Below are 25,275 nucleotides of genomic sequence, written 5' to 3' on the forward strand. Positions count from 1 at the left end.
CGTTTCGAAGTCCCCGCGTTCTGAATAGGCTCCAAACGCCTCCGCCATTACCGCCCGCATCGGCCCATATGCTAGAAAGATGAATGCGCTTAGCAAAACATGGAGCTTCAGATGTCGGCCATCAAGATCAATACCCAAAACCTGAGCATCAGCCACGAGCTGTCGGAAAAGTGGCAGCAGGTGCTGGATCTCCTGGCCAAGATCGTGGACATCCCCGCCGCGCTGATCATGCAGAAGCAGGCGCCCCACATCAAAGTCTTCCTCTCCAGCCACAACCAAGGCAACCCGTACGAAGAAGACGAGTTGGCCGAGCTCAATACCGGCCTGTATTGCGAAACCGTGATGAGCAGCCGCAAAGAGCTGCTGGTGCCCAACGCCTTGAAAGACCCTGACTGGGATCACAATCCCGATATCAAGCTGGGCATGATCTCCTACCTAGGCATGCCGCTGATCTGGCCCAACCAGGACGTGTTTGGCACCATTTGCGTGCTCGACCGGGCCGAAAACCCCTATAGCCAGACCCACAGACAATTGCTCGGCCAATTCCGCGCCATGGTGGAGCGCGATCTGCATCAGGTATATCACAATCAGGCCAGGAAACAGGAAGACGCCATCCTGCGCGCGGACGAGGCCGAGCGTGTCAGGCGGGAGTTCGAATCTTTGCGAGCAGGGGAGCAAAAAGCGCTACAGGCTTTGCGCGAAAGCGAGGAACGCTGGCACTTCGCGCTGGAAGGCGCCGGCGACGGCGTCTGGGATTGGGACATCGTCGGCGACGCCGTCTTTCTCTCCCCCCGCTGCCGGCAACTGCTGGGACTGGACGATAAAGACACCGGCGCGTTCAAGCTCTGGCACACAGGCATCCATCCCGACGATCTGCCGACGGTGCAGGCCGATATCATCGCCTATCAGCGCCAAGCAGAAGGCTCATTCATCTCGGAGCACCGTTTTCGCGCGCAAGACGGCTGGATCTGGCTGCTAAGCCGCGGCATGGTGGTGGGCCGCGACGAGCAAGGGCGGCCGTCGCGCATGATAGGCACTTACTCCGACATCAGCCAGCGCAAGCAAGCAGAATACGAGCTGCAACAGCTCAATAGTCACTTGGAAGACCGCGTAGCCAAGCGAACCGCCGAACTCAAGCAGGCCATGCAGCAAATCAGCATTGCGGAAAAACAGACGGCGCTCGCCCGCATGGTCGCTGGCATGGCGCATGAATTGAACACGCCGATAGGAAATATTCTGCTCAGCGCCTCGGTATTGCACGCGGACCTCAAATCCATCATTCGCGCCGACGAAGCCAAGCAGCTCTCGCGCGGCAATCTGCAAGACTTCCTGCGCAAGGCGGTCGAAACCAGCGAACTGCTGCAAAGAAACAGCGAGTTGGCCGGCGATCTGATCGGCCGCTTCAAGCTGATCGCCTCCGACCAGCTCAACCAGCCCAAACGCGCGTTCAAGCCCGCTCAAACCATCGCCCAGCTAACCCAGGCGCTGCTGCCGCCGGAACACTATCCGGACATCCGGCTGACGCTGGAGGCGCCCCCTGAGCTGCAAATCGAGAATTATCCGGGCGCTTTGGAACAACTGCTGTCCCACCTCATCGCCAACAGCCTGGCCCACGGCTTCGACGGACACGATCGCGGCCGCATAGACATCCAGTTGCAAGCGCAGCAAGAAACGCTGCTGCTGCGCTATTCAGACAACGGCAAGGGCATTGCGCCGGAACTGCAGGACAAGGTGTTCGACCCCTTCTTCACCACGCAAATGGGGCGAAGCGGCGTGGGCCTGGGGCTCGCCATGGTGCACAACATCGTGCACACCATCTTGAAAGGCGAGATCCGGCTGGACAGCGCACCGGGACAAGGCGCTAGCTTCACCATCCGCTTCCCTCCCAACCAACACTGAGCCGCAAGGCGGACCGCCCCAGACGCAAAAAAGCCTCCCAATGGGAGGCTTGTTGTAGCGCCGTCTCAGCCGCTCCAACGCAAAAGCCCAGCTCGTCTGAGCTGGGCTTCGCAATCGGGCGTCTGGCGGTGTCCTACTTTCACATGGCGAATGCCACACTATCATCGGCGCTAAGGCGTTTCACGGTCCTGTTCGGGATGGGAAGGCGTGGGACCACCTCGCTATGGCCACCAGACATAAACTGGTACAAACTAGAAGAAGCCTGAGTTGATGTTTCATCAACCCACATATATTCGGTATTCAATTGTGTCGCACAACCACTATCTCATCGTCTCTCGGTTACCCAAGACACTCAAATGATAGGATCAAGCCTCACGAGCAATTAGTATCGGTTAGCTTAACGCCTCACAGCGCTTCCACACCCGACCTATCAACGTCCTGGTCTCGAACGACTCTTCAGGAGGGTCAAGCCCTCAGGGAAGTCTCATCTTCAGGCGAGTTTCCCGCTTAGATGCTTTCAGCGGTTATCTCTTCCGCACTTAGCTACCCGGCAATGCGACTGGCGTCACAACCGGTACACCAGAGGTGCGTCCACTCCGGTCCTCTCGTACTAGGAGCAGCCCCCGTCAAACTTCCAACGCCCACTGCAGATAGGGACCAAACTGTCTCACGACGTTTTGAACCCAGCTCACGTACCACTTTAAATGGCGAACAGCCATACCCTTGGGACCGGCTACAGCCCCAGGATGTGATGAGCCGACATCGAGGTGCCAAACACCGCCGTCGATGTGAACTCTTGGGCGGTATCAGCCTGTTATCCCCGGAGTACCTTTTATCCGTTGAGCGATGGCCCTTCCATTCAGAACCACCGGATCACTATGTCCTGCTTTCGCACCTGCTCGACTTGTCGGTCTCGCAGTTAAGCTACCTTTTGCCATTGCACTATCAGCACGATTTCCGACCGTACCTAGGTAACCTTCGAACTCCTCCGTTACACTTTGGGAGGAGACCGCCCCAGTCAAACTGCCTACCATGCACTGTCCCCAATCCGGATCACGGACCAAGGTTAGAACCTCAAACACACCAGGGTGGTATTTCAAGGACGGCTCCATGAGAACTAGCGTTCCCACTTCATAGCCTCCCACCTATCCTACACAAGTCTGTTCAAAGTCCAATGCAAAGCTACAGTAAAGGTTCACGGGGTCTTTCCGTCTAGCAGCGGGGAGATTGCATCTTCACAAACACTTCAACTTCGCTGAGTCTCAGGAGGAGACAGTGTGGCCATCGTTACGCCATTCGTGCGGGTCGGAACTTACCCGACAAGGAATTTCGCTACCTTAGGACCGTTATAGTTACGGCCGCCGTTTACTGGGGCTTCGATCAAGAGCTTGCACCCCATCACTTAACCTTCCAGCACCGGGCAGGCGTCACACCGTATACGTCCACTTTCGTGTTGGCACAGTGCTGTGTTTTTGTTAAACAGTCGCAGCCACCGATTCTCTGCGACCTCTCAAAGCTCCTCCCGCGGGGGATTCACTCTAAGAGGCATACCTTCTCCCGAAGTTACGGTATCAATTTGCCGAGTTCCTTCTCCTGAGTTCTCTCAAGCGCCTTAGAATTCTCATCCTGCCCACCTGTGTCGGTTTGCGGTACGGTTCTTATGCAGCTGAAGCTTAGTGGCTTTTCCTGGAAGCGTGGTATCAGTCACTTCAGGTCCGTAGACCCTCGTCATCACGTCTCGGCCTTAAGGGAAGGCGGATTTGCCTACCTCCCCAGCCTACCGGCTTAAACAGACTATTCCAACAGTCTGATGACCTAACCTTCTCCGTCCCCACATCGCACTGCATAAAAGTACGGGAATTTTAACCCGTTTCCCATCGACTACGCTTTTCAGCCTCGCCTTAGGGGCCGACTCACCCTACGCCGATGAACGTTGCGTAGGAAACCTTGGGCTTTCGGCGAGCGGGCTTTTCACCCGCTTTATCGCTACTCATGTCAGCATTCGCACTTCTGATATCTCCAGCATCCCTTACGAGACACCTTCTCAGACCTACAGAACGCTCCCCTACCATCTGCACTTACGTGCAAATCCGCAGCTTCGGTTATCAGTTTGAGCCCCGTTACATCTTCCGCGCAGGACGACTCGACCAGTGAGCTATTACGCTTTCTTTAAATGATGGCTGCTTCTAAGCCAACATCCTGGCTGTCTAGGCCTTCCCACTTCGTTTACCACTTAACTGATCATTTGGGACCTTAGCTGGCGGTCTGGGTTGTTTCCCTCTTGACGATGGACGTTAGCACCCACCGTCTGTCTCCCATGCTCGCACTTTCCGGTATTCAGAGTTTGCCATGGTTTGGTAAATCGCAATGACCCCCTAGCCATAACAGTGCTTTACCCCCGGAAGTGATACATGAGGCACTACCTAAATAGTTTTCGGGGAGAACCAGCTATCTCCGAGTTTGTTTAGCCTTTCACCCCTATCCACAGCTCATCCCCTAGTTTTGCAACACTAGTGGGTTCGGACCTCCAGTGCGTGTTACCGCACCTTCATCCTGGCCATGGATAGATCACTCGGTTTCGGGTCTACGCCCAGCAACTAAAACGCCCTATTCGGACTCGGTTTCCCTACGCCTCCCCTATTCGGTTAAGCTCGCTACTGAACGTAAGTCGCTGACCCATTATACAAAAGGTACGCAGTCACGGAACAAGTCCGCTCCCACTGTTTGTATGCATCCGGTTTCAGGTTCTATTTCACTCCCCTCCCGGGGTTCTTTTCGCCTTTCCCTCACGGTACTGGTTCACTATCGGTCGATCATGAGTATTTAGCCTTGGAGGATGGTCCCCCCATCTTCAGACAGGATTTCTCGTGTCCCGCCCTACTTATCGTACGCCTAGTCCTTGGAATGTGTTTTCGTGTACGGGGCTATCACCCACTATGGCGGTCCTTTCCATGAACCTTCCACTAACACAATCCATAACACGTACAGGCTCTTCCGCGTTCGCTCGCCACTACTAACGGAATCTCGGTTGATTTCTTTTCCTGCAGCTACTTAGATGTTTCAGTTCGCTGCGTTCGCCTCCTCGTGCCTATGTATTCAGCACGGGATCTCCTTGCGGAGGGGTTTCCCCATTCGGACATCGCGGGATCAAAGCTCTATTGCCAGCTCCCCCGCGCTTTTCGCAGGCTTACACGTCCTTCTTCGCCTATGATCGCCAAGGCATCCACCAGATGCACTTAGTCGCTTGACCCTATCATTTCAGTAACCTGGATCACTAAAACAACAAGTTGTGTTTGTGCGACGACTACACCGCCCCTTTTGATATGGCGACGTAGCCTAGATACAATCAAATACCCAAGATGACGATCCAGCCAATGAAGAGTTAACTCCATCGTCCTTCTCGCCGTCTTTATATATTCGGCTTCTTCAGTTTGTTAAAGATCGGGCGTTAAAAATACAACGCAAACACAACCAAGCTGTTTTGCAAACTCGCTTGTGTTTGAGTTGTGGTGGAGGATGACGGGATCGAACCGACGACCCCCTGCTTGCAAAGCAGGTGCTCTCCCAACTGAGCTAATCCCCCTCTTTTTGCCTTATGCAGCGTTGCTCAACAGCTCATGTACAATTGTACATTTCGCTATTTCGCGCCTTGCCTAAGCCAAAAATTACGTATCGCTACGCAAATTCTTGGTGGGTCTGGTTGGACTCGAACCAACGACCCCCGCCTTATCAAGACGGTGCTCTAACCAGCTGAGCTACAAACCCATTTCTCGGTCAGCCATCGCTGGCTGACACGCCCTTAACTACAAATAACCGATAGGCTGTAAGTACTCGATCAACAACCTTCTCTAGAAAGGAGGTGATCCAGCCGCAGGTTCCCCTACGGCTACCTTGTTACGACTTCACCCCAGTCATGAATCCCACCGTGGTAAGCGGCCTCCTTACGGTTAGCCTACCCACTTCTGGTGAAACTCACTCCCATGGTGTGACGGGCGGTGTGTACAAGACCCGGGAACGTATTCACCGCAGCATGCTGATCTGCGATTACTAGCGATTCCGACTTCACGCACTCGAGTTGCAGAGTGCGATCCGGACTACGATCGGTTTTATGAGATTGGCTCCACCTCGCGGCTTCGCGACCCTCTGTACCGACCATTGTATGACGTGTGAAGCCCTGGTCATAAGGGCCATGAGGACTTGACGTCATCCCCACCTTCCTCCGGTTTGTCACCGGCAGTCCCATTAGAGTGCCCAACTTAATGATGGCAACTAATGGCAAGGGTTGCGCTCGTTGCGGGACTTAACCCAACATCTCACGACACGAGCTGACGACAGCCATGCAGCACCTGTGTTAACGCTCCCTTTCGGGCACCACCACATCTCTGCGGCGTTCGTTACATGTCAAGACCAGGTAAGGTTTTTCGCGTTGCATCGAATTAATCCACATCATCCACCGCTTGTGCGGGTCCCCGTCAATTCCTTTGAGTTTTAACCTTGCGGCCGTACTCCCCAGGCGGTCAACTTCTCGCGTTAGCTTCGCTACCAAGGATTCAAACCCCCAACAGCTAGTTGACATCGTTTAGGGCGTGGACTACCAGGGTATCTAATCCTGTTTGCTCCCCACGCTTTCGTGCATGAGCGTCAGTGTCATCCCAGGGGGCTGCCTTCGCCATCGGTATTCCTCCGCATCTCTACGCATTTCACTGCTACACGCGGAATTCTACCCCCCTCTGACGCACTCTAGTCGTGCAGTCTCCAATGCCGTTCCCAGGTTAAGCCCGGGGCTTTCACATCAGACTTGCACAACCGCCTGCGCACGCTTTACGCCCAGTAATTCCGATTAACGCTTGCACCCTACGTATTACCGCGGCTGCTGGCACGTAGTTAGCCGGTGCTTATTCTTCCGGTACTCTCAGCCCCAGTAGGTATTAACCACTGGGATTTGCTCCCGGACAAAAGTCCTTTACAACCCGAAGGCCTTCTTCAGACACGCGGCATGGCTGGATCAGGCTTGCGCCCATTGTCCAAAATTCCCCACTGCTGCCTCCCGTAGGAGTCTGGGCCGTGTCTCAGTCCCAGTGTGGCGGATCATCCTCTCAGACCCGCTACTGATCGAAGCCTTGGTGAGCCTTTACCCCACCAACTAGCTAATCAGACATCGGCTGCTCGTATAACGTGAGGCCTTACGGTCCCCCACTTTCCCCCTCAGGGCGTATGCGGTATTAATCCGGCTTTCGCCGAGCTATCCCCCATTACACGGTACATTCCGATGCATTACTCACCCGTTCGCCACTCGTCAGCGGTGCAAGCACCCTGTTACCGTTCGACTTGCATGTGTAAAGCATGCCGCCAGCGTTCAATCTGAGCCAGGATCAAACTCTTCAGTTCAATTCCAAGCAAATTTTCTGGCACGCAAGATCAAAGAAACATCGAGACATTTCTCGTCTTGCAGTGCAAGTGTTTGGTCATCGACCGAGCACTTACACCTATCGGTTATTCGTTCTGTTAAAGATCAGTGCAGATCGCTGCGTTTCGTTTCCGTCGCTGCGTTGTCTGCTGAGGAGGTGAAATATACGTTACTGGCCTTACTCCGTCAACACCTTTTGCGACAAAAACCTCAACAACTGCGGGCCGCGCAGGGCAAACCCTTGATGCGGCAACGAATATCCATAAAGGGTATTTGCCAACCCCCGCCCCATGTCCCGACTATCCATGAAAAACGGGCCGGCGAAACGCCGGCCCGTTGTTGGATATACGTGCTTCCTCTAGTTTTTCACGCTCTCCGCCGGCTTTAGGTAAGGCAAGAAAGCATTGACCACTTCAGGATCATCCGGCTTGGTCCGCGTGCCTATGCTGACAACCTTGCTTGCGCCGGGCAGGATCAAATACTTGTGGAAGTTCCATACCGGAGCGTCGTCGGTGGCCTTGATCAAGGCTTTGAAGAACGGCTGCGCATCGGCGCCGCGCACATGCCCTTTTACAGCCATAGGAAAGGTCACGCCATAATTGGCTTCGCAGAACGCGCCGATCTCCTTATCGCTGTCCAGTTCCTGAAAGAAGTCGTTGCTGGGAAAGCCGACCACCATCAGACCGCGCTGCCCATAGGTCTGATACAACGATTGTAGTTGCTTGAACTGCGGCGTGAAGCCGCAGTGGCTGGCGGTATTGACCACCAGCAGCGGCCGATCCGCGTATTGGCATAGATTAATCTGGCCGCCCATCAGGCCCGGCACTGTGTAGTTCAACAAAGCCGGGCAAGCCGCCAGCACCGCCTGACTGCAAAAAATCAGCATTGCGCCCCATCGTTTCATTCGCGTCTCCTCGCTGCGCCATGTATTGATGGCAGACAAAATGATAAGGCAATGCTTGAAGCATTGCCTTATCTATTGTCCCGAGCACCGCATGCGGGCGTCTGCTGTCATTCCTGCTGGCTGGCGATGTCGGCCCGCACCTTGTCCATATCCAGTTCCCGCAGACCTTGAATCAACTGCTCAAACTGAGCGGCCATCATCGCCCCAGCCTGGTTGAATACCATGATGCCATCCTTGATGGCGATCAGCGTGGGTATGGAGCGGATATTGAAGTGGGCGGCCAGATCTCGCTCGTCTTCAGTATTGATCTTGCCGAACACGATATCGGCGTGCTTTTCCGATGCGGCTTCGAAAGTGGGACCGAACATTTTGCACGGACCGCACCACGGCGCCCAAAAGTCGAGAATGACCAAGCCTTCCTCTTTCATATGGGCGTTGAAGTTGTCGGCGCTGAGGTTGATGTAAGCCATGAGGGTGTCTTTCGCTGTCTGAAGCGCCCGCCAACGGCGGGCTGTTGCAGCAAAGATAGGTACGCGCCCGCGGCATTGCAAGACTATCGCCCAGTTGAATTTATCAATCCAAACGATAGCCGCTGTCGCCGCGATGCTTAGCCTATGAAGGGCAGCGCGAGGTAGAGTTTGATCACGATGGCGTTGACGATGTCAATGAAGAAGGCGCCAACCATGGGCACGACCAGGAAGGCCAGGTGCGAGGGGCCGAAGCGTTCGGTCACCGCCTGCATATTGGCGATGGCGGTGGGCGTGGCGCCCAGACCGAATCCGCAGTGGCCGGCGGCCAGCACCGCCGCGTCGTAATTGCGCCCCATCACCCGGAAGGTGACGAAAATCGCATACATCGCCATCGCCGCGGTTTGCGCCAGCAGTAGCACGAAGATGGGCAGCGCCAAGGCCGCCAAATCCCACAAACGCAGGGACATCAAGGCTAGCGCCAGGAACAGCGACAGGCTGACGTTGCCCAGCACCGACACTTCGCGCTCGAAGATTTGATACCAGCCCAAAGCCGCCAGCCCATTGCTGATCAACACACCGACAAACAGCACGCAGACGAAGGTGGGCAATTCTAGCGGCGTGCCTTTAAGCAGGCCGCCAAGAAAGGTGCCGCCCAACAGACAGACGGCGATCAGCGCCAGCGTCTCGATGAAGGAATGCGGAGTGATCAGACGTTGGGCGTCCGGCTGTTCGAAAGCCAGCGGCGGATCGTCGGCATTGTGCTCGGCCCCCGGGGCTTTGACTTTTTTGACCAGAAAACGCGCCACCGGGCCGCCGATTAGGCCGCCCAGCACCAACCCGAAAGTGGCGCAAGCCAGCGCCAGTTCCGACGCGGAGGCCAAACCGTACTTGGAAGCAAAGGTGCCTCCCCAGGCCGCGCCGGTGCCATGGCCGCCGGACAAGGTAATGGAGCCGGCCAGCAGACCCATCAATGGATCCAGGCCCAGCAGGCTGGCCAGAGCGATGCCCAGTGTGTTCTGCACCAGCAGCAGGCCAACCACCACCGCCAGGAAAACGCCAACTGTCTTGCCGCCCTGCCTAAGGCTTTTCAAATTGGCGTTGAGGCCGATGGAAGCGAAGAAGGCCAGCATGAGCGGGGTTTGCAGCGAAGCGTCGAAACGAACCTCGTTGCCGGTCAGTTGACGGAACAGCAACAGCAGGGCGGCAATCAGCAAGCCGCCAACTACCGGCTCGGGGATATTGTAGGTGCGCAGCGCGCCGACATGCGCCACTAGTTTGCGCCCGAGCAGCAAAACCAGCGACGCGGCCACCAAGGTGCCGTAGAAATCCAGTTGAATCATCGAGTCTCCCTATTGTTTGATGAGCGAAGGCGCGCTTGATTCAGACTAGCAGCTGTCGGAATGTTGTCGCGCCCTGCAATACGATAGGCAACCCGGGGGTAAAGTTCGGCCTCTAATTAATAGAGGCCTTATAGAGTGAATATCAACCGCTAGTCGCGACGAATCCGCCAGCATTGATGAATGGCGCGGTTGCGGAAGTCTTCCGGCACCGATTGCGCGCTGATGTCGCTGATGAGGTAATCGTCGGACAGTCTCTCGTCCAGCTTGAAGCTGCGGAGATTATTGGAGAAGTACAAGGCGCCGCCCGGAGCCAGCAGCGCCATTGCGTAGTCAATCAGCCAGACATGGTCGCGCTGCACGTCCAGAATGTCGCGCATCTTCTTGGAGTTGGAGAAGGTAGGCGGGTCCATAACGATCAGATCAAACTGCTTGCCGGCATCCACGGCGTCTTCCAGGTACTGAAACACATCCGCCCGCACCAGTTCGTGCCGGGCAAGGTCCAGGCCATTGAGTTCGAAGTTACGGCGCGACCAATCCTGATAGGTATTGGACATGTCCACGGTTTCGGAGCGGATCGCGCCGCCGCAGGCTGCGTAGACAGTGAAGCTTCCGGTGTAGGCGAACAGATTGAGGAAACGCTTGCCGGCGGCGTCTTCCCTCACCCGCTTGCGGGTGTTGCGATGGTCCAGGAACAGGCCGGTATCCAAGTAGGCTTCGAGATTAACAATAAAGCGCTGACCGAACTCGTTGACGATAAAGTCGCAGCCCTGTTGCCCCGCTTTCTCATACTGGCTCACGCCTTTCTGGCGACGACGGTTCTTTAGCGTCACCGCCTCATGCGCAAGGCCCGTCACCGCGCACAGGCTGTCCACCACCGCGTTGATCCATTCGCGGTAGGCGTCGTCCTCCATCTCCCACCCCGTGTCGTACTCCTGCAGGTGGATGCGCTCGCCGTACATGTCCACCGCGAACGGGAACTGCGGCACGTCCTTGTCGTAGACTCGCCAGGCGTCCAGCCCCTGGCGACGCGCCCATTTGGCGTAGTGCTTGAAATTCTTGGCCAGGCGATTGGCGAATGGGCTGACGTCCAGCATGAGTCCTCGATATTGGCGATGGGCAAAACACAAAACAAACGCGCCGCTGACTGCAGGCGGCGCGTGAACGGATATCCAATTCTATTACAGCCGCGGCTATTCGGACGAATACATCTCGATCAGCTTGCTGTAAACCGGTTCCGGCAAGTATTGGCGAATCACGCTTTCCCAGCCCCTCGGCCCCACCAGGCCCTTGACCATCGTGGACGACACTTCGGCGTACTCACGCGGCGGCAGCAGGAAAATAGTGGTGATGTCCGGGTGCAGATCGGAATTGATATAGCGCATGGTGCGCTCGTATTCATAATCGCTGGCGGTGCGGATGCCGCGGATGATGTAGTTTGCGCCTATGCTTTGCGCGTAATTAACCAGAAACTGATTCTCGAACACATCCACCCGCAGCTTGCTGAAGCCGCCAGTGACGGCGCGCAACAAAGCCACTCGTTCCTCGACACTGAAGGTACAGTGTTTTTCCGGGTTCACTCCGACCGCTACGATCAATTCGTCAAACAGCTCCACCGCTTCACGAATCATCCAGAGGTGACCATTGGTCACCGGGTCGAAGCTGCCCGCGTACACGGCTCGCTTCAATTCTCGTTTTCCTTTGACTGTATGATGTGCCATGGCGAATGTATCGTGGTCGTTGGGGGTGGGTAAAGCAATTTTTGTGCATTGCGCAAAATGTTCCGCTCCCACCTGGACTATCCGGGGCAGAATCTGTCCATTTCACTCATTATCGGCAAAGCGCCGCCAAAAAAAAGCGGGCCGCGCATGGCGGCCCGCTTACGGTCAAATCCTACCCATTCAGGCGTTGATCTCCTCGGCACGATGACAAGCGATCATGCGCTGATCCAGTTCGCGTAATTCCGGCACCTCCTCGGCGCAACGCTGATTCGCGTGGGGGCAGCGCTTGTGGAAGGCGCAGCCCGACGGCGGCTTCAAGGGGCTGGGCAGCTCGCCCTCGATCTTGATCTTGATACGACGCTGTTCCGGGTGGATGGACGGCGTAGCCGACAACAAGGCTTGGGTATAAGGATGCAGCGGCCGCTCATAGACACGGTTCTTTTCCCCCACCTCCACCGCGCGCCCCAAATACATCACCATCAAGTCGTCGGCCACATGCTCAACCACCGACAGGTTGTGGGAGATGAACACATAGGCGGTTTTGAACTCGTCCTGCAGATCCATGAACAGATTGAGCACCTGGGCCTGGATAGACACATCCAACGCCGAGGTAGGTTCGTCCGCCACAACGATCTTGGGGTTCAGCATCATTGCGCGGGCAATGGCGATGCGCTGACGCTGACCGCCGGAGAACATATGCGGATAGCGGAAAAAGTGCTCCGGCCGCAAACCAACCCGCTGCATCATGCCGCGCACCTTTTCTTCGCGCTCCTTGGCGCTCAGCGAGGTGTTGATCAGCAAGGGCTCGGCCAGCTGACTACCGATTTTCTGGCGCGGATTCAAGGACGCGTACGGGTTTTGGAACACCATCTGTACCTTGGTGCGCATGGCTTTCAATTCGGCCTTGCCGGCCTGGGCCGCATCCTGACCGTCCAGCAGCAGAGAACCCGAGGTCGGCGCTTCGATCAGCGTCAGCTGCCGCGCCAGGGTGCTCTTGCCGCAGCCGGACTCGCCCACCACCGCCAAGGTCTTGCCGGCCCGCAGTTCGAAGGAGACGCCGTTGAGCGCCTTGACTTGCGCCGAGGGCTTGAGAAAGCCTTGGGACACGTCGTAGTAGCGGGTCAGATCCCGCGCTTGCAATACGGTGCTCATTTCGCCTCCTTGTCCAGCAACGGGTAGTGGCAGCGCACGGCGCCGCCCTCCACCGGGGTCAGGCCTGGACGCTGGGTCCGGCAGTTGTCCTTGACATAGGGGCAACGCGGCGACAACAGGCAGCCGCCGGGGCGGTCATACTGCCCCGGCACAATGCCGGGCAAGGTGTTCAGGCGATGCGCGCCTTTGCTGTGCTCCGGAATCGACGACAGCAGCGCTTCGGTGTACGGATGGGCGGGATGATTGAACACGCCCGGCACCGCGCCCATTTCAGCCACCTGGCCGGCGTACATCACCGCCAGCCGGTGCGCCACTTCGGCCACCACCGCCAGATCGTGGGTAATCATGATCAAGGCCATGTTCTGGCTCTTTTGCAAGCTGACCAGCAGCTCCATGATCTGCGCCTGGATGGTCACGTCCAAAGCCGTGGTCGGCTCGTCGGCGATCAAGAGCTTGGGGCTACAGGCGATGGCCATCGCAATCACCACCCGCTGGCTCATGCCGCCGGACAACTGATGCGGATAGGCGTTGAGCCGCGAGGCCGGCGCCGGAATCTCCACCAGTTCCATCAGTTCCAGCGCGCGCCGCTTCAGGGCCCCGCCGCGCAGGCCTTGATGCAGCTTCAGCACTTCCATGATCTGGTAGCCGACGGTGTAGCTGGGGTTCAGCGAGGTCATCGGGTCCTGGAAGATCATGGCGATATCCTTGCCGACGATCTTGCGGCGTTCGCGCGCGGAGATGGTCAGCAGGTTCTTGCCGTCGAAGCTCAGTTCGTCGGCCACGATGCGGCCCTGACCTTCCAGCAACCCCATCATCGCCATCATGGTCACCGACTTGCCGGAACCGGATTCGCCGACGATGCCGACGATCTCGCCCTGATCCACGGTCAGGTCCAGCCCTTCCACCGCGCGGAAGGGATTTTTCTCCGAACCGAACTCCACCGAGAGGTTCTTGATTTGCAGCAAACTCATTTCCATCCCCTCAAGCCGCGCGCTTCAGTTTCGGGTCCAGCGCGTCGCGCAGGCCGTCGCCCATCAAATTGATGGCGAGCACCGACAGCAAAATGGTCAGGCCGGGCAAGGTGACCACCCACCAGGCGCTTTCAATGTAATCGCGGGCCGATGCCAGCATGGTGCCCCACTCTGGAGTCGGCGGCTGCACGCCCAGGCCGAGAAAACCCAGCGCGGCGATTTCCAGGATGGCCGAGGAAAAGCTCATCGTCGCGTGCACGATCAAAGGCGCCATGCAGTTGGGCAACACGGTGACGAACATCAGCCGCGGCAGGCCCGCGCCGGCCACGCGCGAGGCCGTAACGTAGTCGCGGTTCAGTTCGGTCATCGCCGACGCGCGAGTCAGCCGCACATAGGCCGGCAAGGCCACGGTGGCGATGGCTATCATCGCGTTCATCAGGCCGGGGCCGAGAATGGCCATGATGGCCACCGCCAGCAGCAGCGAGGGCAAGGCCATCATGATGTCCATCAGCCGCATGATCGCGCCGCCGAGGACCTTGGGAAAGAAGGCGGCCAAGAGGCCGAGCACCACGCCCGGCAGCAAGGCCATCAGCACCGAGCACAGGCCGATGAACAAGGACAAGCGCGCGCCGTGGATCAACCTCGACAGGATGTCTCGCCCCAGTTCATCGGTGCCGAACAGGAATTGCGTCGAGCCGCCGTCCACCCATGCAGGAGGCGTCAGCAAATGGTCGCGATATTGCTCGATTGGGCTATAGGGCGCCACCAGCGGCGCCAGCAGCGCACAGGAGGTGACGATCAACATGAAGATCAGGCCGGCCACCGCGCCCTTGTTGTGGGAAAAGCCCTGCCAGAACTCCTTGAACGGCGAGGGATAGGCCAGCGCCAGGTCCGGGCCGGCGTTGACTTGCGTAGTCTGAGTCATAAATCCACCTAACTGGCTGTTACTTGGCGTGACGGATGCGCGGATTGGCGATGCCGTACAGGATGTCGACGATGAAGTTGGTGAGGATCACCAGCGTCGCCACCATCAGGATGCCGTTCTGCACCACCGGATAGTCTCGGCGACTGATCGCGTCGATCAGCCATTTGCCTATGCCCGGCCAGGAAAAGATGGTTTCAGTCAACACCGCCCCGCCCATCAGCGTGCCCACTTGCAGGCCGATCACGGTCAGCACTGGAATCAGCGCATTGCGCAGGGTGTGGATGAAGATCACACGCGCCGGCGACAAGCCCTTGGCGCGCGCGGTGCGCACATAGTCCTCGCGCAGCACTTCCAGCATCGACGAGCGCGTCATCCGCGCGATGACCGCCAACGGAATCGTGCCCAGCACGATGGCCGGCAGAATCAGGTGCATCAAAGCGTTCTTGAAGGCGCCGGCGTTCACGTCCGGATCCGCGGCCTCCGCCATCCAGGAATCGATCAGCATAAAACCGGTATGCGGCGCGATGTCGAAGGTCAGGTCGACGCGGCCGGACACCGGGGTCCAACCCAGCTTGACCGAGAAGAACATGATCAGGATCAGGCCCCACCAGAAGATGGGCATGGAGAAGCCGGTCAACGAGATGCCCATCACGCCATGGTCGAACAGCGAGCCGCGCTTGATGGCGGCGATGACGCCGGCCAGCAGACCCAGCACGGTAGCGAAGATCAAGGCGGAAATCGCCAATTCCAGCGTGGCGGGGAACAGGGTTTTGAACTCGGTCCAGACTCCGGTCTTGGTGACTAGGGACTCGCCCAGATCGCCGTGCAGCAAATTGACCACATAGTCGAAGTACTGAGCGTACAGCGGCTTGTCCAGACCCAGGCGATGCAAGGCTTCGGCGTGCATTTGCGGATCGAGCGCGCGCTCGCCCACCATCACCTCCACCGGATCACCCGGAATCATGCGGATCAAGCCGAAGGTCAGCAGCGTGATGCCGAAGAAGGTTGGCACCAATAAGCCCAACCTTCGCAGAATAAAGGAAAACATGAGGACTTCTCCCTTGCGCCGGCCCCGCTGGGCGACTGGGCGCAATACTCAACTTGAGACCCAGAGCGACGACGCTTTGCATGGCAAACAGCGCGCGACGGCTCTATTGCGTTTGGGGAGACGTTACCGGAATAGAACGGAGAAGAAGCAAGGAAAACAACAATGAAGAGCGCCGGAGCGATGGCATACAACTGAACCACCCACCCACATCAGCTGCGCCACCGCTACGGCAAGTGCAAGATAGCACTCCTCCCCGCAAACGAGCTTGACCCAGGTCAAGCCTGACGCACAGCCTCTCCACGCTGTGACTGACTACCCTCTAACACCACCCAGTAGACGTTCCGCCGCCATCGGGCCCGCCACCTCTTTGTGCGACTGGAAACCCAAGGCTTAGAGTAGCCGACAAAACCCCGCGCCGCGTCCTGGCGCGCCGGCGGCAGCTGCCGCCCGGCAACACATGCCAGTTCGCATCACGGATTTCGCCAGCCGTTCTTTATCAGGCAAAACATCGGGGGAACCAGCCCCCGATGTCGCTGTTTTTTATTGTATTCCGGCTTACTTGACACTAACGCCGTAGAAGGAGTTCAGGCCGAAGGGGCTGACCTTGAAGCCCTGTACCGATTTCAGCATCGGCTGATTCACGGTGGAGTGGGCAATCGTTGTCATCGGCACTTGCTGTTTGACGATCTCCTGAGCCTTCATGTACAGCTTGGTGCGCTCTGCCACGTTGGCGGTGCGCTTGCCTTTCTGGATCAGGTCTTCAAACGGCTTGTAGCACCACTTGGAGAAGTTGTTACCGTTCATCGCGTCGCAACCGAACAGCACACCCAGCCAGTTGTCCGGATCGCCGTTGTCGCCGGTCCAGCCAATCAGCATGGAATCATGCTCGCCGGCCTTCGCACGCTTGATGTACTCGCCCCACTCGTAGGAAGTGATCTTGGCCTTGACGCCGATCTTGGCCCAGTCGGACTGCACCATTTCCGCCATCAGCTTGGCGTTGGGGTTGTACGGACGTTGCACCGGCATCGCCCACAGGCTCAATTCGAAGCCGTTGGGATAGCCGGCCTTGGCCAACAGCGCCTTGGCCTTGGCCACATCGTAAGGCGCGTCTTTCAGGCTCTTGTTGTACGACCACTGGGTCGGCGGCATCGGGTTGGTGGCCGGCTGGCCGGCGCCCTGGTACACCGCGTCGATGATGGCCTTCTTGTTGATCGCCATGTCCAGCGCCTGACGCACCTCCAACTTCTCCAGCGGCTTGTGCTTGACGTTGTAGGCCAGGTAGCCCAGGTTGAAGCCTGGCTGCGCGGTCACCGACAGCTTGGGGTCGGCCTTCATCGCGGCCAGGTCGGTTGGGCGCGGGTTGACGGTGATCTGGCACTCGCCGGCCTTCAGCTTCTGATAACGAACCGAAGCGTCGGTAGTGATGGCGAACACCAAGTTGTCCACTTTCGGGCCGTCAGCCTTGTTCCAGTATTCTTTGTTGGCGGCGAAGCGGATCTGCGCGTCTTTTTGATAGCGCTTGAAGATGAACGGGCCCGTGCCTACCGGCTGCTGATTGATCAGCTGCGGCTTGCCGGCCTTGAGCAGTTTGTCGGCGTACTCGGCGGATTGCACCGAGGCGAAGCTCATCGCCAGGTTCTGCAGGAAAGCGGCATCCAGGCTCTTCAGCGTGAACTTGACGGTGTTGGCGTCGACTTTCTCGACCTTGACGATATTGGTGTCCAGCCCCATATCCGTGAAATACGGGAATTCGGTCGGATAGGCTTTGCGGAACGGATGGTTCTTGTCGACCATGCGGCTGAAAGTGAATACCACATCGTCGGCGTTGAATTCGCGGGTCGGCTTGAAGTAGTCGGTGGTCTGGAACTTCACGCCCTTGCGCAGGTGGAAGGTGTAGCTCAGGCCATCTGCCGCCACGTCCCACTTTTCGGCCAGCGCCGGCACAACCTTGGTACCGCCGCGCTGGAATTGCACCAGGCGGTTAAACACGGTTTCGGCGGACGCGTCGAAATCGGTGCCGGTGGTGTACTGACCCGGGTCGAAACCGGCCGGGCTGCCTTCCGAGCAATACACCAGAGTACCGGCGGCCTGAGCCGACATCGCGGCCCCCGCGATCAGGCCCGCGGCCAGCAGCGCTTTCTTGACAGTTTGCATAATTATTTCCTTTCCCTTGTACAGACTCGTAGGTCTTGCTTTATCGGTGGGTTCCATGCCCGCCATGGGGGGATACATTATGCAGAGAGGACGCTTTTGACAAGCGTCCTCTGCTTTTTTCTGCCAATCTTTCTTCTCGCTAGAACTATATCTGGCGATTTATCAGATTTTCCTCAGCACAACGCTGCCCACCGAATAGCCCGCGCCGAAAGAAGAGATGACACCGACATCACCACTGTGCAGATCGTCCGAATGCAGATGAAATGCGATGACCGAGCCGGCGGAACTGGTGTTGGCGTAACGGTCCAGAATCACCGGCGCCTCATGGTCGCCGGCGTCGCGGCCCAACACACGCCGGGAAATCAGCTGGTTCATCGCCAGGTTGGCCTGATGCAGCCAGAAGCGCGCCACCTCGGCAGGCGGGATGCCCAGGCACTCCAAATGCGCGGCGATATGATCGCCCACCATAGGGCAGACTTCCTTGAACACCTTGCGGCCCTGCTGTACGAAAAGCTTGTCCGGCTGGCCAATTCCCGCCTCGTCGCAACGATTGAGGAAGCCGAAGTTGTTGCGGATATTATTGGAGAACACCGTGGCTAGCTTGCTGCCCAACACCTCGTAGCGCTGCGCCGAGCTTGCCGCCTCGGCTCGCTCCAACACCACCGCGGTGCAGGCGTCGCCAAAAATGAAGTGGCTGTCTCGGTCGCGGAAATTCAGGTGTGCGGAACAGATTTCCGGGTTCACCATCAACACCGCGCGCGCCTGGCCGCTGGCAATGGCGTTGACTGCGGTTTGAATACCGAAGGTGGCGGATGAGCAAGCCACGTTCATGTCGAAAGCGTAGCCCTGAATACCCAGCGCCTGCTGCACCTCGATCGATACCGCCGGATACGGGCGTTGCATATTGGAGCAAGCGACGATGACCATATCGATGTCCGCCGCGCTTCGGCCTGCGCGTTCCAGCGCCTGCCGCGCGGCGGCCACCGCCATTTCCGCCTGGACCGACAGCTCGTCGTTGCCGCGCTCCAGCAAGCGCGGCGCCATTCTCGCCGGGTCCAACACCCCGCTCTTGTCCATGAGGAAGCGCTGCTTGATGCCGGAGGCCTTTTCGATGAACTCGGAGCTGGACTCGGCCAGCGGCTCCATCTCTCCAGCGGCGATCCGGTCCGCGTGTTGCTGATTGTGAGCGTGTACAAAGGCATTGAAAGCCGCGACCAGTTCCTGATTGCTGACCGTGTGCGGCGGCGTGAACAAACCGGTTCCGCTAATGACGACCTTGTGCATGAATTGTCCTTTTAGCCCCCCGTAACCCGGGTAAGTGTAGATTTTTGTTGCGGCGACGACAGTCCTTGCTGCCCCGCTCAAGCGGAAATAGCCCGCCCTGTCTCGGCCCGTCCTCGGACGATCCTTTCCGTCGCCGGATTCTACACCAAGCCCTTCATCTGAAAGTAATAAAACCGCAAACGCCGCCCTGGCGCGGCCCGCGGCCCTCTCCGCCCCCGACGCCGCGCGCACGGACGCTCTTGCCGCGGGGCCGGAGCCGTCGGCAAAACTACCCCTACGCTTAAAAACCGAGTAAAATGATCGGCTTTGCGCAGCCGCCTTCTCTTGGCCCCCGCCGATAATAGTTGACTAAAACAGTCGGATATTAGGTATAATCGTCTGCATCAGGAATTCATCCTCCTCCAAAACCCCACTCTTGGAGACCAGAGACATGCGTTTAACCACTAAAGGCCGTTTTGCCGTCACCGCGATGCTGGACTTGGCATTGCGCGAGAGCGGCGGCCCGGTCACGCTAGCCGGCATCAGCGAGCGCCAAGGCATCTCGCTCTCCTACCTGGAACAACTCTTCGGCAAGCTGCGGCGCGCCGAACTTGTAGACAGCGTGCGAGGCCCCGGCGGCGGCTACACCTTGGCCAAGGCCCCGATTGATATTTCCGTGGCGGACATCATCACCGCCGTGGACGAACCTGTGGACGCCACCCAGTGCGGCGGCCGAGAGAACTGTCGCGGCAATCAGCGCTGCATGACCCACGATTTGTGGACCAATCTGAACGTCACCATTTTCGACTACCTGTCCAAGGTCAGCCTCGCCAGTCTGGTTGAGCAGCAAAAGACCAAGGAAAACACTGTATTGCAGGATAAGCGCGAATGCAGCGTGGTTCACGCTTCTGCCGCCTCCGGCGCCCTGTGAGGCGCGGACCCATCTTCTGTGGAGAATATAAATGAGCCAGCTCAAGCTTCCGATCTACCTCGACTACTCGGCCACCACGCCGGTAGACCCGCGCGTTGCCGACAAGATGATTCCCTATCTTTACGAAAAGTTCGGCAACCCGGCTTCGCGCAGCCACAGCTTCGGCTGGGACGCGGAGGAAGCGGTGGAGAACGCGCGCGCTGAAGTGGCCAAGCTGATCAACGCCGACTCCAAGGAAATCGTCTGGACCTCCGGCGCCACCGAGTCCGACAACCTGGCGATCAAGGGCGCCGCCCACTTCTACAAGAGCAAGGGCAAGCACCTGATCACGGTCAAGACCGAACACAAGGCGGTGCTGGACACCATGCGCGAGCTGGAGCGCCAGGGCTTCGAAGTGACCTATCTGGGCGTAAAGGACGATGGCCTGCTGGACATCGAAGAATTCAAGGCCGCCATTCGTCCGGACACCATCGTCGCCTCGGTGATGTTCGTCAACAACGAAATCGGCGTGATTCAGGACATCGAGCAGCTGGGCGAGATCTGCCGCGCCAACGGCGTGATCTTCCACGTCGACGCCACTCAGGCCCCGGGCAAAGTGGTCATCGACATGGAAAAGCAGAAAGTGGACCTGCTCAGCCTGTCCGCTCACAAGGTGTACGGCCCCAAGGGCATCGGCGCGCTGTACGTGCGCCGCAAGCCGCGCGTGCGCCTGGAAGCGCAGATGCACGGCGGCGGCCATGAGCGCGGCTTCCGCTCCGGCACCCTGGCCACCCACCAGATCGTCGGCATGGGCGAAGCCTTCCGCATCGCCCGCGAAGAGATGGACAGCGAGCGCGAACGCATCCGCATGCTGCGCGACCGGCTGTGGAACGGCATCAAGAACATGGAAGAGGTCTACATCAACGGCGACATCGACCAACGCGTGCCGCACAACCTCAATGTCAGCTTCAACTTCGTCGAAGGCGAAAGCCTGATCATGGCGATCAAGGAGCTGGCCGTGTCCAGCGGCTCGGCTTGTACCTCGGCCTCGCTGGAACCGTCCTACGTGCTGCGCGCACTGGGCCGCAACGACGAAATGGCCCACAGCTCGATCCGCTTCACGCTGGGCCGCTTCACCACCGAGGAAGAAATCGACTTCGCGGTGAATCTGCTAAACCAAAAGATCGGCAAGCTGCGCGAACTGTCCCCCTTGTGGGAAATGTTCAAGGACGGCGTGGATCTGAATTCGGTTCAATGGGCCGCCCACTAAGGGCGACAGCAATATCCAGCGCCGAGCCGGCAAGACCGGAACGGCGCTGAAGGAGACAATCATGGCATACAGCGACAAGGTAATGGATCACTACGAAAACCCGCGCAACGTGGGCTCTTTCGAAAAAGGCGACGACAGCGTGGGCACCGGCATGGTGGGCGCGCCGGCCTGTGGCGATGTGATGAAGCTGCAAATCAAGGTGAGCGAGGACGGCGTGATTCAGGACGCCAAGTTCAAGACTTACGGCTGCGGCTCCGCCATCGCCTCCTCCTCACTGGTGACTGAGTGGGTCAAGGGCAAATCGCTGGACGAAGCGCTGGAGATCAAGAACACCGCCATCGCCGAAGAACTGGCCTTGCCGCCGGTGAAGATTCACTGCTCCATCCTGGCCGAAGACGCGATCAAGGCCGCGGTCAACGACTACAAGCAAAAGCACGGCAAATAATCAGCGGGGACATCATCATGGCTATCACCCTTTCCGAACGCGCCGCCGCCCACGTCAGCGCCTTCATCGCCAAGCGCGGCAAGGGCTTGGGCATTCGTCTGGGCGTTAAGACCTCCGGCTGCTCCGGCATGGCCTACAAGCTGGAGTTCGTCGACGTTGCCAGCGACGACGACGTGACCTTTGAAAGCCATGGCGTCACCGTGTTCACCGATGCCAAGAGCTTGGCTTACATCGACGGCACCGAACTGGATTACGCCAAGGAAGGCTTGAACGAGGGGTTTCAGTTCAACAACCCCAACGTCAAAAACGAGTGCGGCTGCGGCGAAAGCTTCAACGTCTGACCCCGGCAGGCGGGCGCGCTTCGGCGCGGCCCGCCCGTCGTCCAACTGTAAGCTAGGTTTTCCGGCCCCGTCCCTATGAGCACCGATTTCAGCCAAGACTTCTTCTCCCTGTTCAATCTGCCGCGCCGCTTCGCCATAGACGGCTCGGCACTAGAGCACGCCTGGCGCACCGCCGCGGCCCAGGTTCATCCCGACCGCTACGCCAGCAGTTCCGACGCTGAAAAGCGCAGCGCGCTGATGCAGGCCACCCGAGTCAACGAAGCCTACCAAACGCTGAAGTCGCCGTTGAACCGCGCCCGCTACCTGCTGACGCTCTCCGGAGTCGACACTCAGGAAGACACCAACACCCAGATGCCGGCCGCCTTCCTGATGGCGCAGATGGAGTGGCGCGAGAACATAGAAGACGCCCGCGCCGGGCGCGAACTCGAACGCCTGGAAACACTGTCGCGCCAGCTGCGGGACGAGAGCCGCGCGCATCAGACCGAATTGGAGCAAGCGCTGGATCAGCGTACCGACTTGGACGCCGCCGCGCTTCTAGTGCGAAAATTGCGGTTTTTGGAAAAACTGGACCAGGAAATCGGCGATGCCATCGAGGCTTTGCTCGACTGAGCTCCCGGCCGCCGGCCCTTCCCCGTCGTGGGGATCGCGCACCGGCCTGTCCTCCATATCCGCCTCCGCCGCAGCAGGCGGCTTACCTCGAACTGATTTGAACTGAATATGGCCTTACTGCAAATCGCCGAACCCGGCCTCTCCGCCGCCCCTCACCAACACCGATTGGCGATCGGCATCGATCTGGGCACCACCAACTCGCTGGTGGCCTCGGTGCGCAGTGGATCCGCCGCCGTACTCAAGGACGAGCACGGCCGCAGTCTGCTGCCCTCGGTGGTGCGCTACGCCGACGAAGGCGCCGTCAGCGTCGGCTACGAAGCCCAGAAAGAACAGAACAAGGATCCGCACAACACCATCGTCTCGGTGAAACGCTTCATGGGCCGCGGCCTGGCCGACCTGCCGGACGTCCGCAACCTGCCCTACCGCTTCGTCGACGCGCCCGGCATGCTGCAGCTGGTGACCCGCGGCGGCATCAAGAGTCCGGTTGAAATTTCCGCCGACATCCTGCGCACCCTGAAGCAACGGGCCGAAGCCAGCTTGGGCGGCGAACTCACCGGCGCGGTGATCACGGTGCCGGCCTATTTCGACGATGCCCAGCGCCAGGCCACCAAGGACGCCGCGCGCCTGGCCGGCTTGAACGTGCTGCGCCTGCTGAACGAACCCACCGCCGCCGCCATCGCCTACGGGCTGGACAACGGCAGCGAAGGCATATACGTCGTATATGACCTAGGGGGAGGCACTTTCGATGTTTCCATCCTGAAACTGAGCCGCGGCGTGTTCGAAGTGCTGGCCACCAGCGGCGACTCCGCATTGGGCGGCGACGACTTCGACCACCGCGTCTACTGCTGGATGCTTGAGCAGGCCGGCCTGTCCGGGCTGGGCGCTCAGGACACCCGGCTGCTGTTAACCCGCGCCCGCGAAGCCAAGGAAGCGCTGACCGAGCACGCGGAGACCCAAATCACCGCTCTGCTGTCCGACGGACAGACCCTGAACCTGACCTTGGATCAGGACACCTTCCGCGGCATCACCAAGAACCTGGTGGACAAGACCCTGCTGCCGGTGCGCAAGGCGCTGCGCGACGCGGGCGTCGCGACGGACGAGGTCAAGGGCGTGGTGATGGTGGGCGGCGCAACCCGCATGCCGCAGGTGCAAAAAGCCGTTGGCGACTTCTTCCGCCAAGAACCGCTGACTAATCTGGACCCGGACAAGGTCGTCGCCTTGGGCGCGGCGATTCAGGCCAACGTGCTGGCCGGCAACAAGGGCGAGGACGAGTGGCTGCTGCTGGACGTGATCCCGCTGTCGCTGGGCATCGAAACCATGGGCGGCCTGACCGAGAAGATCATCCCGCGCAACAGCACTATCCCGGTGGCGCGCGCGCAGGACTTCACCACCTTCAAGGACGGCCAGACCGCGATGTCCATTCACGTGCTGCAGGGCGAGCGCGAACTGGTGGCCGATTGCCGCTCGCTGGCCAAGTTCACCTTGAGCGGCATCCCGCCGATGGTGGCCGGCGCGGCGCGCATCCGCATCACCTTTCAGGTGGACGCCGACGGCCTGCTGGAAGTCTCCGCCCGCGAACAGACCAGCGGCGTGGAAGCGCGCATCGAGGTCAAGCCCTCCTACGGCCTCAGCGACGAGGAAATCAGCCGCATGCTGACCGAGTCCATGACCCATGTGCATGAAGACATCGAGGCGCGCAAGCTGCGCGAAGCCGTCGTCGACGCCACCAGCCTCAGCGAAGCCTGTCGCGTCGCGCTAGCCAGCGACGGCGACCTGCTGGACGCCGACGAGCGCGCCGCGGTGGACGAGGCGCTGGCCGCCGTGGACGCGGCCATCGCCGCGGCACAGGCCGCCCGCGAGGTCAACGAGGCCTCCGGCCGTCTCAACCGCGCTACCGAAGAATTCGCCTCGCGCCGCATGGACCGCAATATCCGGCGCGCGCTCAAAGGCCACAACATTTCCGATTTGTAAGGATCCGCCATGCCGCGAATCATCGTACTGCCCCACGCCGACCTCTGCCCGGAAGGCGTGGTCATCGACAACGCCGAACCCGGCCAGAACATCTGCCAGATATTGCTGGACCACGACATCGAGATCGAGCACGCCTGCGAGATGTCCTGTGCCTGCACAACCTGCCATTGCATCGTCCGCGAAGGCGGCGACTCCCTGAACGAAGCCGACGAGCTGGAAGAAGACCTGCTGGACAAGGCCTGGGGACTGGAAGCCCAGTCCCGCCTGTCCTGCCAGGCGATTGTGGCCGATGAGGACTTGGTGATAGACATCCCTCGGTACACGATCAACCACGCCCGCGAACACCACTAGGAACACGCCCTAAAATCCCTGTAGCCGCGTTGCGCCGCCTTGCCGTACCTCATGTACTGTCTGCGGCGGCGCGCCTTGCTACAGTCGCTGCGCTGGATTTTATGAACGGTTCCACGCTCTGGAGATA

At 59.0% G+C, this 25,275-nt stretch carries 19 protein-coding genes, 2 tRNA genes and 3 rRNA genes; 8 read left to right on the forward strand and 16 right to left on the reverse strand.

Features of this window, described 5'->3' with window-relative positions:
* Window positions 1-111: 111 nt before the first annotated feature.
* Window positions 112-1,899, forward strand: a complete 1,788-nt coding sequence (locus tag GYH29_RS18055) for an ATP-binding protein (protein ID WP_039754529.1) — start codon at window positions 112-114, stop codon at window positions 1,897-1,899.
* Between the two features lie 120 nt (window positions 1,900-2,019).
* Here GYH29_RS18055 and rrf read toward each other — a convergent pair.
* From rrf to GYH29_RS18135, 16 genes are all read right to left on the reverse strand, one after another.
* Window positions 2,020-2,134 (reverse strand): 5S ribosomal RNA (gene rrf / locus GYH29_RS18060).
* 126 nt (window positions 2,135-2,260) lie between these two features.
* Window positions 2,261-5,149, reverse strand: a 23S ribosomal RNA gene (locus tag GYH29_RS18065).
* Between the two features lie 257 nt (window positions 5,150-5,406).
* Window positions 5,407-5,482 (reverse strand) — tRNA-Ala (locus GYH29_RS18070).
* Window positions 5,483-5,587: 105 nt separating this feature from the next.
* Window positions 5,588-5,664: transfer RNA gene (locus GYH29_RS18075), tRNA-Ile, on the reverse strand.
* 87 nt (window positions 5,665-5,751) lie between these two features.
* Window positions 5,752-7,287, reverse strand: a 16S ribosomal RNA gene (locus tag GYH29_RS18080).
* Together the 16S, 23S and 5S rRNA genes with 2 tRNA genes alongside form the textbook arrangement of a ribosomal RNA operon.
* A gap of 377 nt (window positions 7,288-7,664) precedes the next feature.
* Window positions 7,665-8,210, reverse strand: coding sequence for a glutathione peroxidase (locus GYH29_RS18085; RefSeq protein ID WP_039756336.1), 546 nt, complete (start codon window positions 8,208-8,210; stop codon window positions 7,665-7,667).
* A gap of 107 nt (window positions 8,211-8,317) precedes the next feature.
* Entirely contained in the window at window positions 8,318-8,680 is a 363-nt protein-coding gene (gene trxA, locus GYH29_RS18090) for a thioredoxin (protein WP_043590839.1), read from the reverse strand.
* A 137-nt stretch (window positions 8,681-8,817) separates the two neighbouring features.
* Window positions 8,818-10,020, reverse strand: coding sequence for a sodium/glutamate symporter (gene gltS / locus GYH29_RS18095; RefSeq protein WP_019103841.1), 1,203 nt, complete (start codon window positions 10,018-10,020; stop codon window positions 8,818-8,820).
* A gap of 149 nt (window positions 10,021-10,169) precedes the next feature.
* Window positions 10,170-11,114, reverse strand: a complete 945-nt coding sequence (locus tag GYH29_RS18100; RefSeq protein ID WP_043590838.1) for a class I SAM-dependent methyltransferase — start codon at window positions 11,112-11,114, stop codon at window positions 10,170-10,172.
* Between the two features lie 96 nt (window positions 11,115-11,210).
* On the reverse strand, window positions 11,211-11,738 hold the full coding sequence (coaD, locus tag GYH29_RS18105; protein WP_043590836.1) for a pantetheine-phosphate adenylyltransferase: 528 nt from the start codon (window positions 11,736-11,738) through the stop codon (window positions 11,211-11,213).
* Between the two features lie 180 nt (window positions 11,739-11,918).
* Window positions 11,919-12,890, reverse strand: a complete 972-nt coding sequence (locus tag GYH29_RS18110; RefSeq protein WP_043641146.1) for a peptide ABC transporter ATP-binding protein — start codon at window positions 12,888-12,890, stop codon at window positions 11,919-11,921.
* A complete protein-coding gene (locus GYH29_RS18115; RefSeq protein WP_118268651.1) occupies window positions 12,887-13,861 on the reverse strand; it encodes an ABC transporter ATP-binding protein in 975 nt (324 codons plus the stop codon). The genes GYH29_RS18110 and GYH29_RS18115 overlap by 4 nt, the downstream gene beginning before the upstream one ends.
* A 10-nt stretch (window positions 13,862-13,871) precedes the next feature.
* Complete coding sequence (locus GYH29_RS18120) at window positions 13,872-14,786, reverse strand: ABC transporter permease subunit (protein WP_019101432.1); 915 nt, start codon at window positions 14,784-14,786, stop codon at window positions 13,872-13,874.
* Window positions 14,787-14,805: 19 nt separating this feature from the next.
* Window positions 14,806-15,834, reverse strand: coding sequence for an ABC transporter permease subunit (locus GYH29_RS18125; RefSeq protein ID WP_043590832.1), 1,029 nt, complete (start codon window positions 15,832-15,834; stop codon window positions 14,806-14,808).
* Window positions 15,835-16,389: 555 nt separating this feature from the next.
* Window positions 16,390-17,988, reverse strand: coding sequence for an ABC transporter substrate-binding protein (locus tag GYH29_RS18130; RefSeq protein WP_043590830.1), 1,599 nt, complete (start codon window positions 17,986-17,988; stop codon window positions 16,390-16,392).
* Between the two features lie 162 nt (window positions 17,989-18,150).
* On the reverse strand, window positions 18,151-19,272 hold the full coding sequence (locus GYH29_RS18135; RefSeq protein ID WP_161524221.1) for a beta-ketoacyl-ACP synthase III: 1,122 nt from the start codon (window positions 19,270-19,272) through the stop codon (window positions 18,151-18,153).
* A 430-nt stretch (window positions 19,273-19,702) separates the two neighbouring features.
* Between GYH29_RS18135 and iscR the strand changes: the two genes are divergently transcribed.
* From iscR to fdx, 7 genes are all read left to right on the forward strand, one after another.
* Window positions 19,703-20,182 (forward strand): Fe-S cluster assembly transcriptional regulator IscR, encoded by a 480-nt coding sequence (iscR, locus tag GYH29_RS18140; RefSeq protein ID WP_019102781.1) that lies wholly within the window; start codon window positions 19,703-19,705, stop codon window positions 20,180-20,182.
* A 31-nt stretch (window positions 20,183-20,213) separates the two neighbouring features.
* Window positions 20,214-21,431 (forward strand): IscS subfamily cysteine desulfurase, encoded by a 1,218-nt coding sequence (locus GYH29_RS18145; RefSeq protein ID WP_019102782.1) that lies wholly within the window; start codon window positions 20,214-20,216, stop codon window positions 21,429-21,431.
* Window positions 21,432-21,492: 61 nt separating this feature from the next.
* Window positions 21,493-21,876, forward strand: coding sequence for a Fe-S cluster assembly scaffold IscU (gene iscU / locus GYH29_RS18150; protein ID WP_019102783.1), 384 nt, complete (start codon window positions 21,493-21,495; stop codon window positions 21,874-21,876).
* 17 nt (window positions 21,877-21,893) lie between these two features.
* Window positions 21,894-22,217, forward strand: coding sequence for an iron-sulfur cluster assembly protein IscA (gene iscA, locus GYH29_RS18155; protein WP_019102784.1), 324 nt, complete (start codon window positions 21,894-21,896; stop codon window positions 22,215-22,217).
* A gap of 75 nt (window positions 22,218-22,292) precedes the next feature.
* On the forward strand, window positions 22,293-22,826 hold the full coding sequence (gene hscB, locus GYH29_RS18160) for a Fe-S protein assembly co-chaperone HscB (protein WP_019102785.1): 534 nt from the start codon (window positions 22,293-22,295) through the stop codon (window positions 22,824-22,826).
* Window positions 22,827-22,934: 108 nt separating this feature from the next.
* Window positions 22,935-24,797, forward strand: coding sequence for a Fe-S protein assembly chaperone HscA (gene hscA, locus GYH29_RS18165; RefSeq protein WP_043590827.1), 1,863 nt, complete (start codon window positions 22,935-22,937; stop codon window positions 24,795-24,797).
* A 9-nt stretch (window positions 24,798-24,806) separates the two neighbouring features.
* On the forward strand, window positions 24,807-25,148 hold the full coding sequence (gene fdx, locus GYH29_RS18170; RefSeq protein ID WP_043590826.1) for an ISC system 2Fe-2S type ferredoxin: 342 nt from the start codon (window positions 24,807-24,809) through the stop codon (window positions 25,146-25,148).
* The last annotated feature ends 127 nt before the right edge of the window (window positions 25,149-25,275 follow it).

The organism is Chromobacterium haemolyticum (assembly GCF_009936155.1).
Classification (GTDB): domain Bacteria; phylum Pseudomonadota; class Gammaproteobacteria; order Burkholderiales; family Chromobacteriaceae; genus Chromobacterium; species Chromobacterium haemolyticum.

Excerpts from the sequence above, each read along its gene's own strand:
- GYH29_RS18055 (WP_039754529.1), top strand. The coding sequence starts at position 112 with ATGTCGGCCATCAAGATCAATACCCAAAACCTGAGCATCAGCCACGAG.
- GYH29_RS18085 (WP_039756336.1), bottom strand. The coding sequence starts at position 8,210 with ATGAAACGATGGGGCGCAATGCTGATTTTTTGCAGTCAGGCGGTGCTG.
- trxA (WP_043590839.1), bottom strand. The coding sequence starts at position 8,680 with ATGGCTTACATCAACCTCAGCGCCGACAACTTCAACGCCCATATGAAA.
- gltS (WP_019103841.1), bottom strand. The coding sequence starts at position 10,020 with ATGATTCAACTGGATTTCTACGGCACCTTGGTGGCCGCGTCGCTGGTT.
- GYH29_RS18100 (WP_043590838.1), bottom strand. The coding sequence starts at position 11,114 with ATGCTGGACGTCAGCCCATTCGCCAATCGCCTGGCCAAGAATTTCAAG.
- coaD (WP_043590836.1), bottom strand. The coding sequence starts at position 11,738 with ATGGCACATCATACAGTCAAAGGAAAACGAGAATTGAAGCGAGCCGTG.
- GYH29_RS18110 (WP_043641146.1), bottom strand. The coding sequence starts at position 12,890 with ATGAGCACCGTATTGCAAGCGCGGGATCTGACCCGCTACTACGACGTG.
- GYH29_RS18115 (WP_118268651.1), bottom strand. The coding sequence starts at position 13,861 with ATGAGTTTGCTGCAAATCAAGAACCTCTCGGTGGAGTTCGGTTCGGAG.
- GYH29_RS18120 (WP_019101432.1), bottom strand. The coding sequence starts at position 14,786 with ATGACTCAGACTACGCAAGTCAACGCCGGCCCGGACCTGGCGCTGGCC.
- GYH29_RS18125 (WP_043590832.1), bottom strand. The coding sequence starts at position 15,834 with ATGTTTTCCTTTATTCTGCGAAGGTTGGGCTTATTGGTGCCAACCTTC.
- GYH29_RS18130 (WP_043590830.1), bottom strand. The coding sequence starts at position 17,988 with ATGCAAACTGTCAAGAAAGCGCTGCTGGCCGCGGGCCTGATCGCGGGG.
- GYH29_RS18135 (WP_161524221.1), bottom strand. The coding sequence starts at position 19,272 with ATGCACAAGGTCGTCATTAGCGGAACCGGTTTGTTCACGCCGCCGCAC.
- iscR (WP_019102781.1), top strand. The coding sequence starts at position 19,703 with ATGCGTTTAACCACTAAAGGCCGTTTTGCCGTCACCGCGATGCTGGAC.
- GYH29_RS18145 (WP_019102782.1), top strand. The coding sequence starts at position 20,214 with ATGAGCCAGCTCAAGCTTCCGATCTACCTCGACTACTCGGCCACCACG.
- iscU (WP_019102783.1), top strand. The coding sequence starts at position 21,493 with ATGGCATACAGCGACAAGGTAATGGATCACTACGAAAACCCGCGCAAC.
- iscA (WP_019102784.1), top strand. The coding sequence starts at position 21,894 with ATGGCTATCACCCTTTCCGAACGCGCCGCCGCCCACGTCAGCGCCTTC.
- hscB (WP_019102785.1), top strand. The coding sequence starts at position 22,293 with ATGAGCACCGATTTCAGCCAAGACTTCTTCTCCCTGTTCAATCTGCCG.
- hscA (WP_043590827.1), top strand. The coding sequence starts at position 22,935 with ATGGCCTTACTGCAAATCGCCGAACCCGGCCTCTCCGCCGCCCCTCAC.
- fdx (WP_043590826.1), top strand. The coding sequence starts at position 24,807 with ATGCCGCGAATCATCGTACTGCCCCACGCCGACCTCTGCCCGGAAGGC.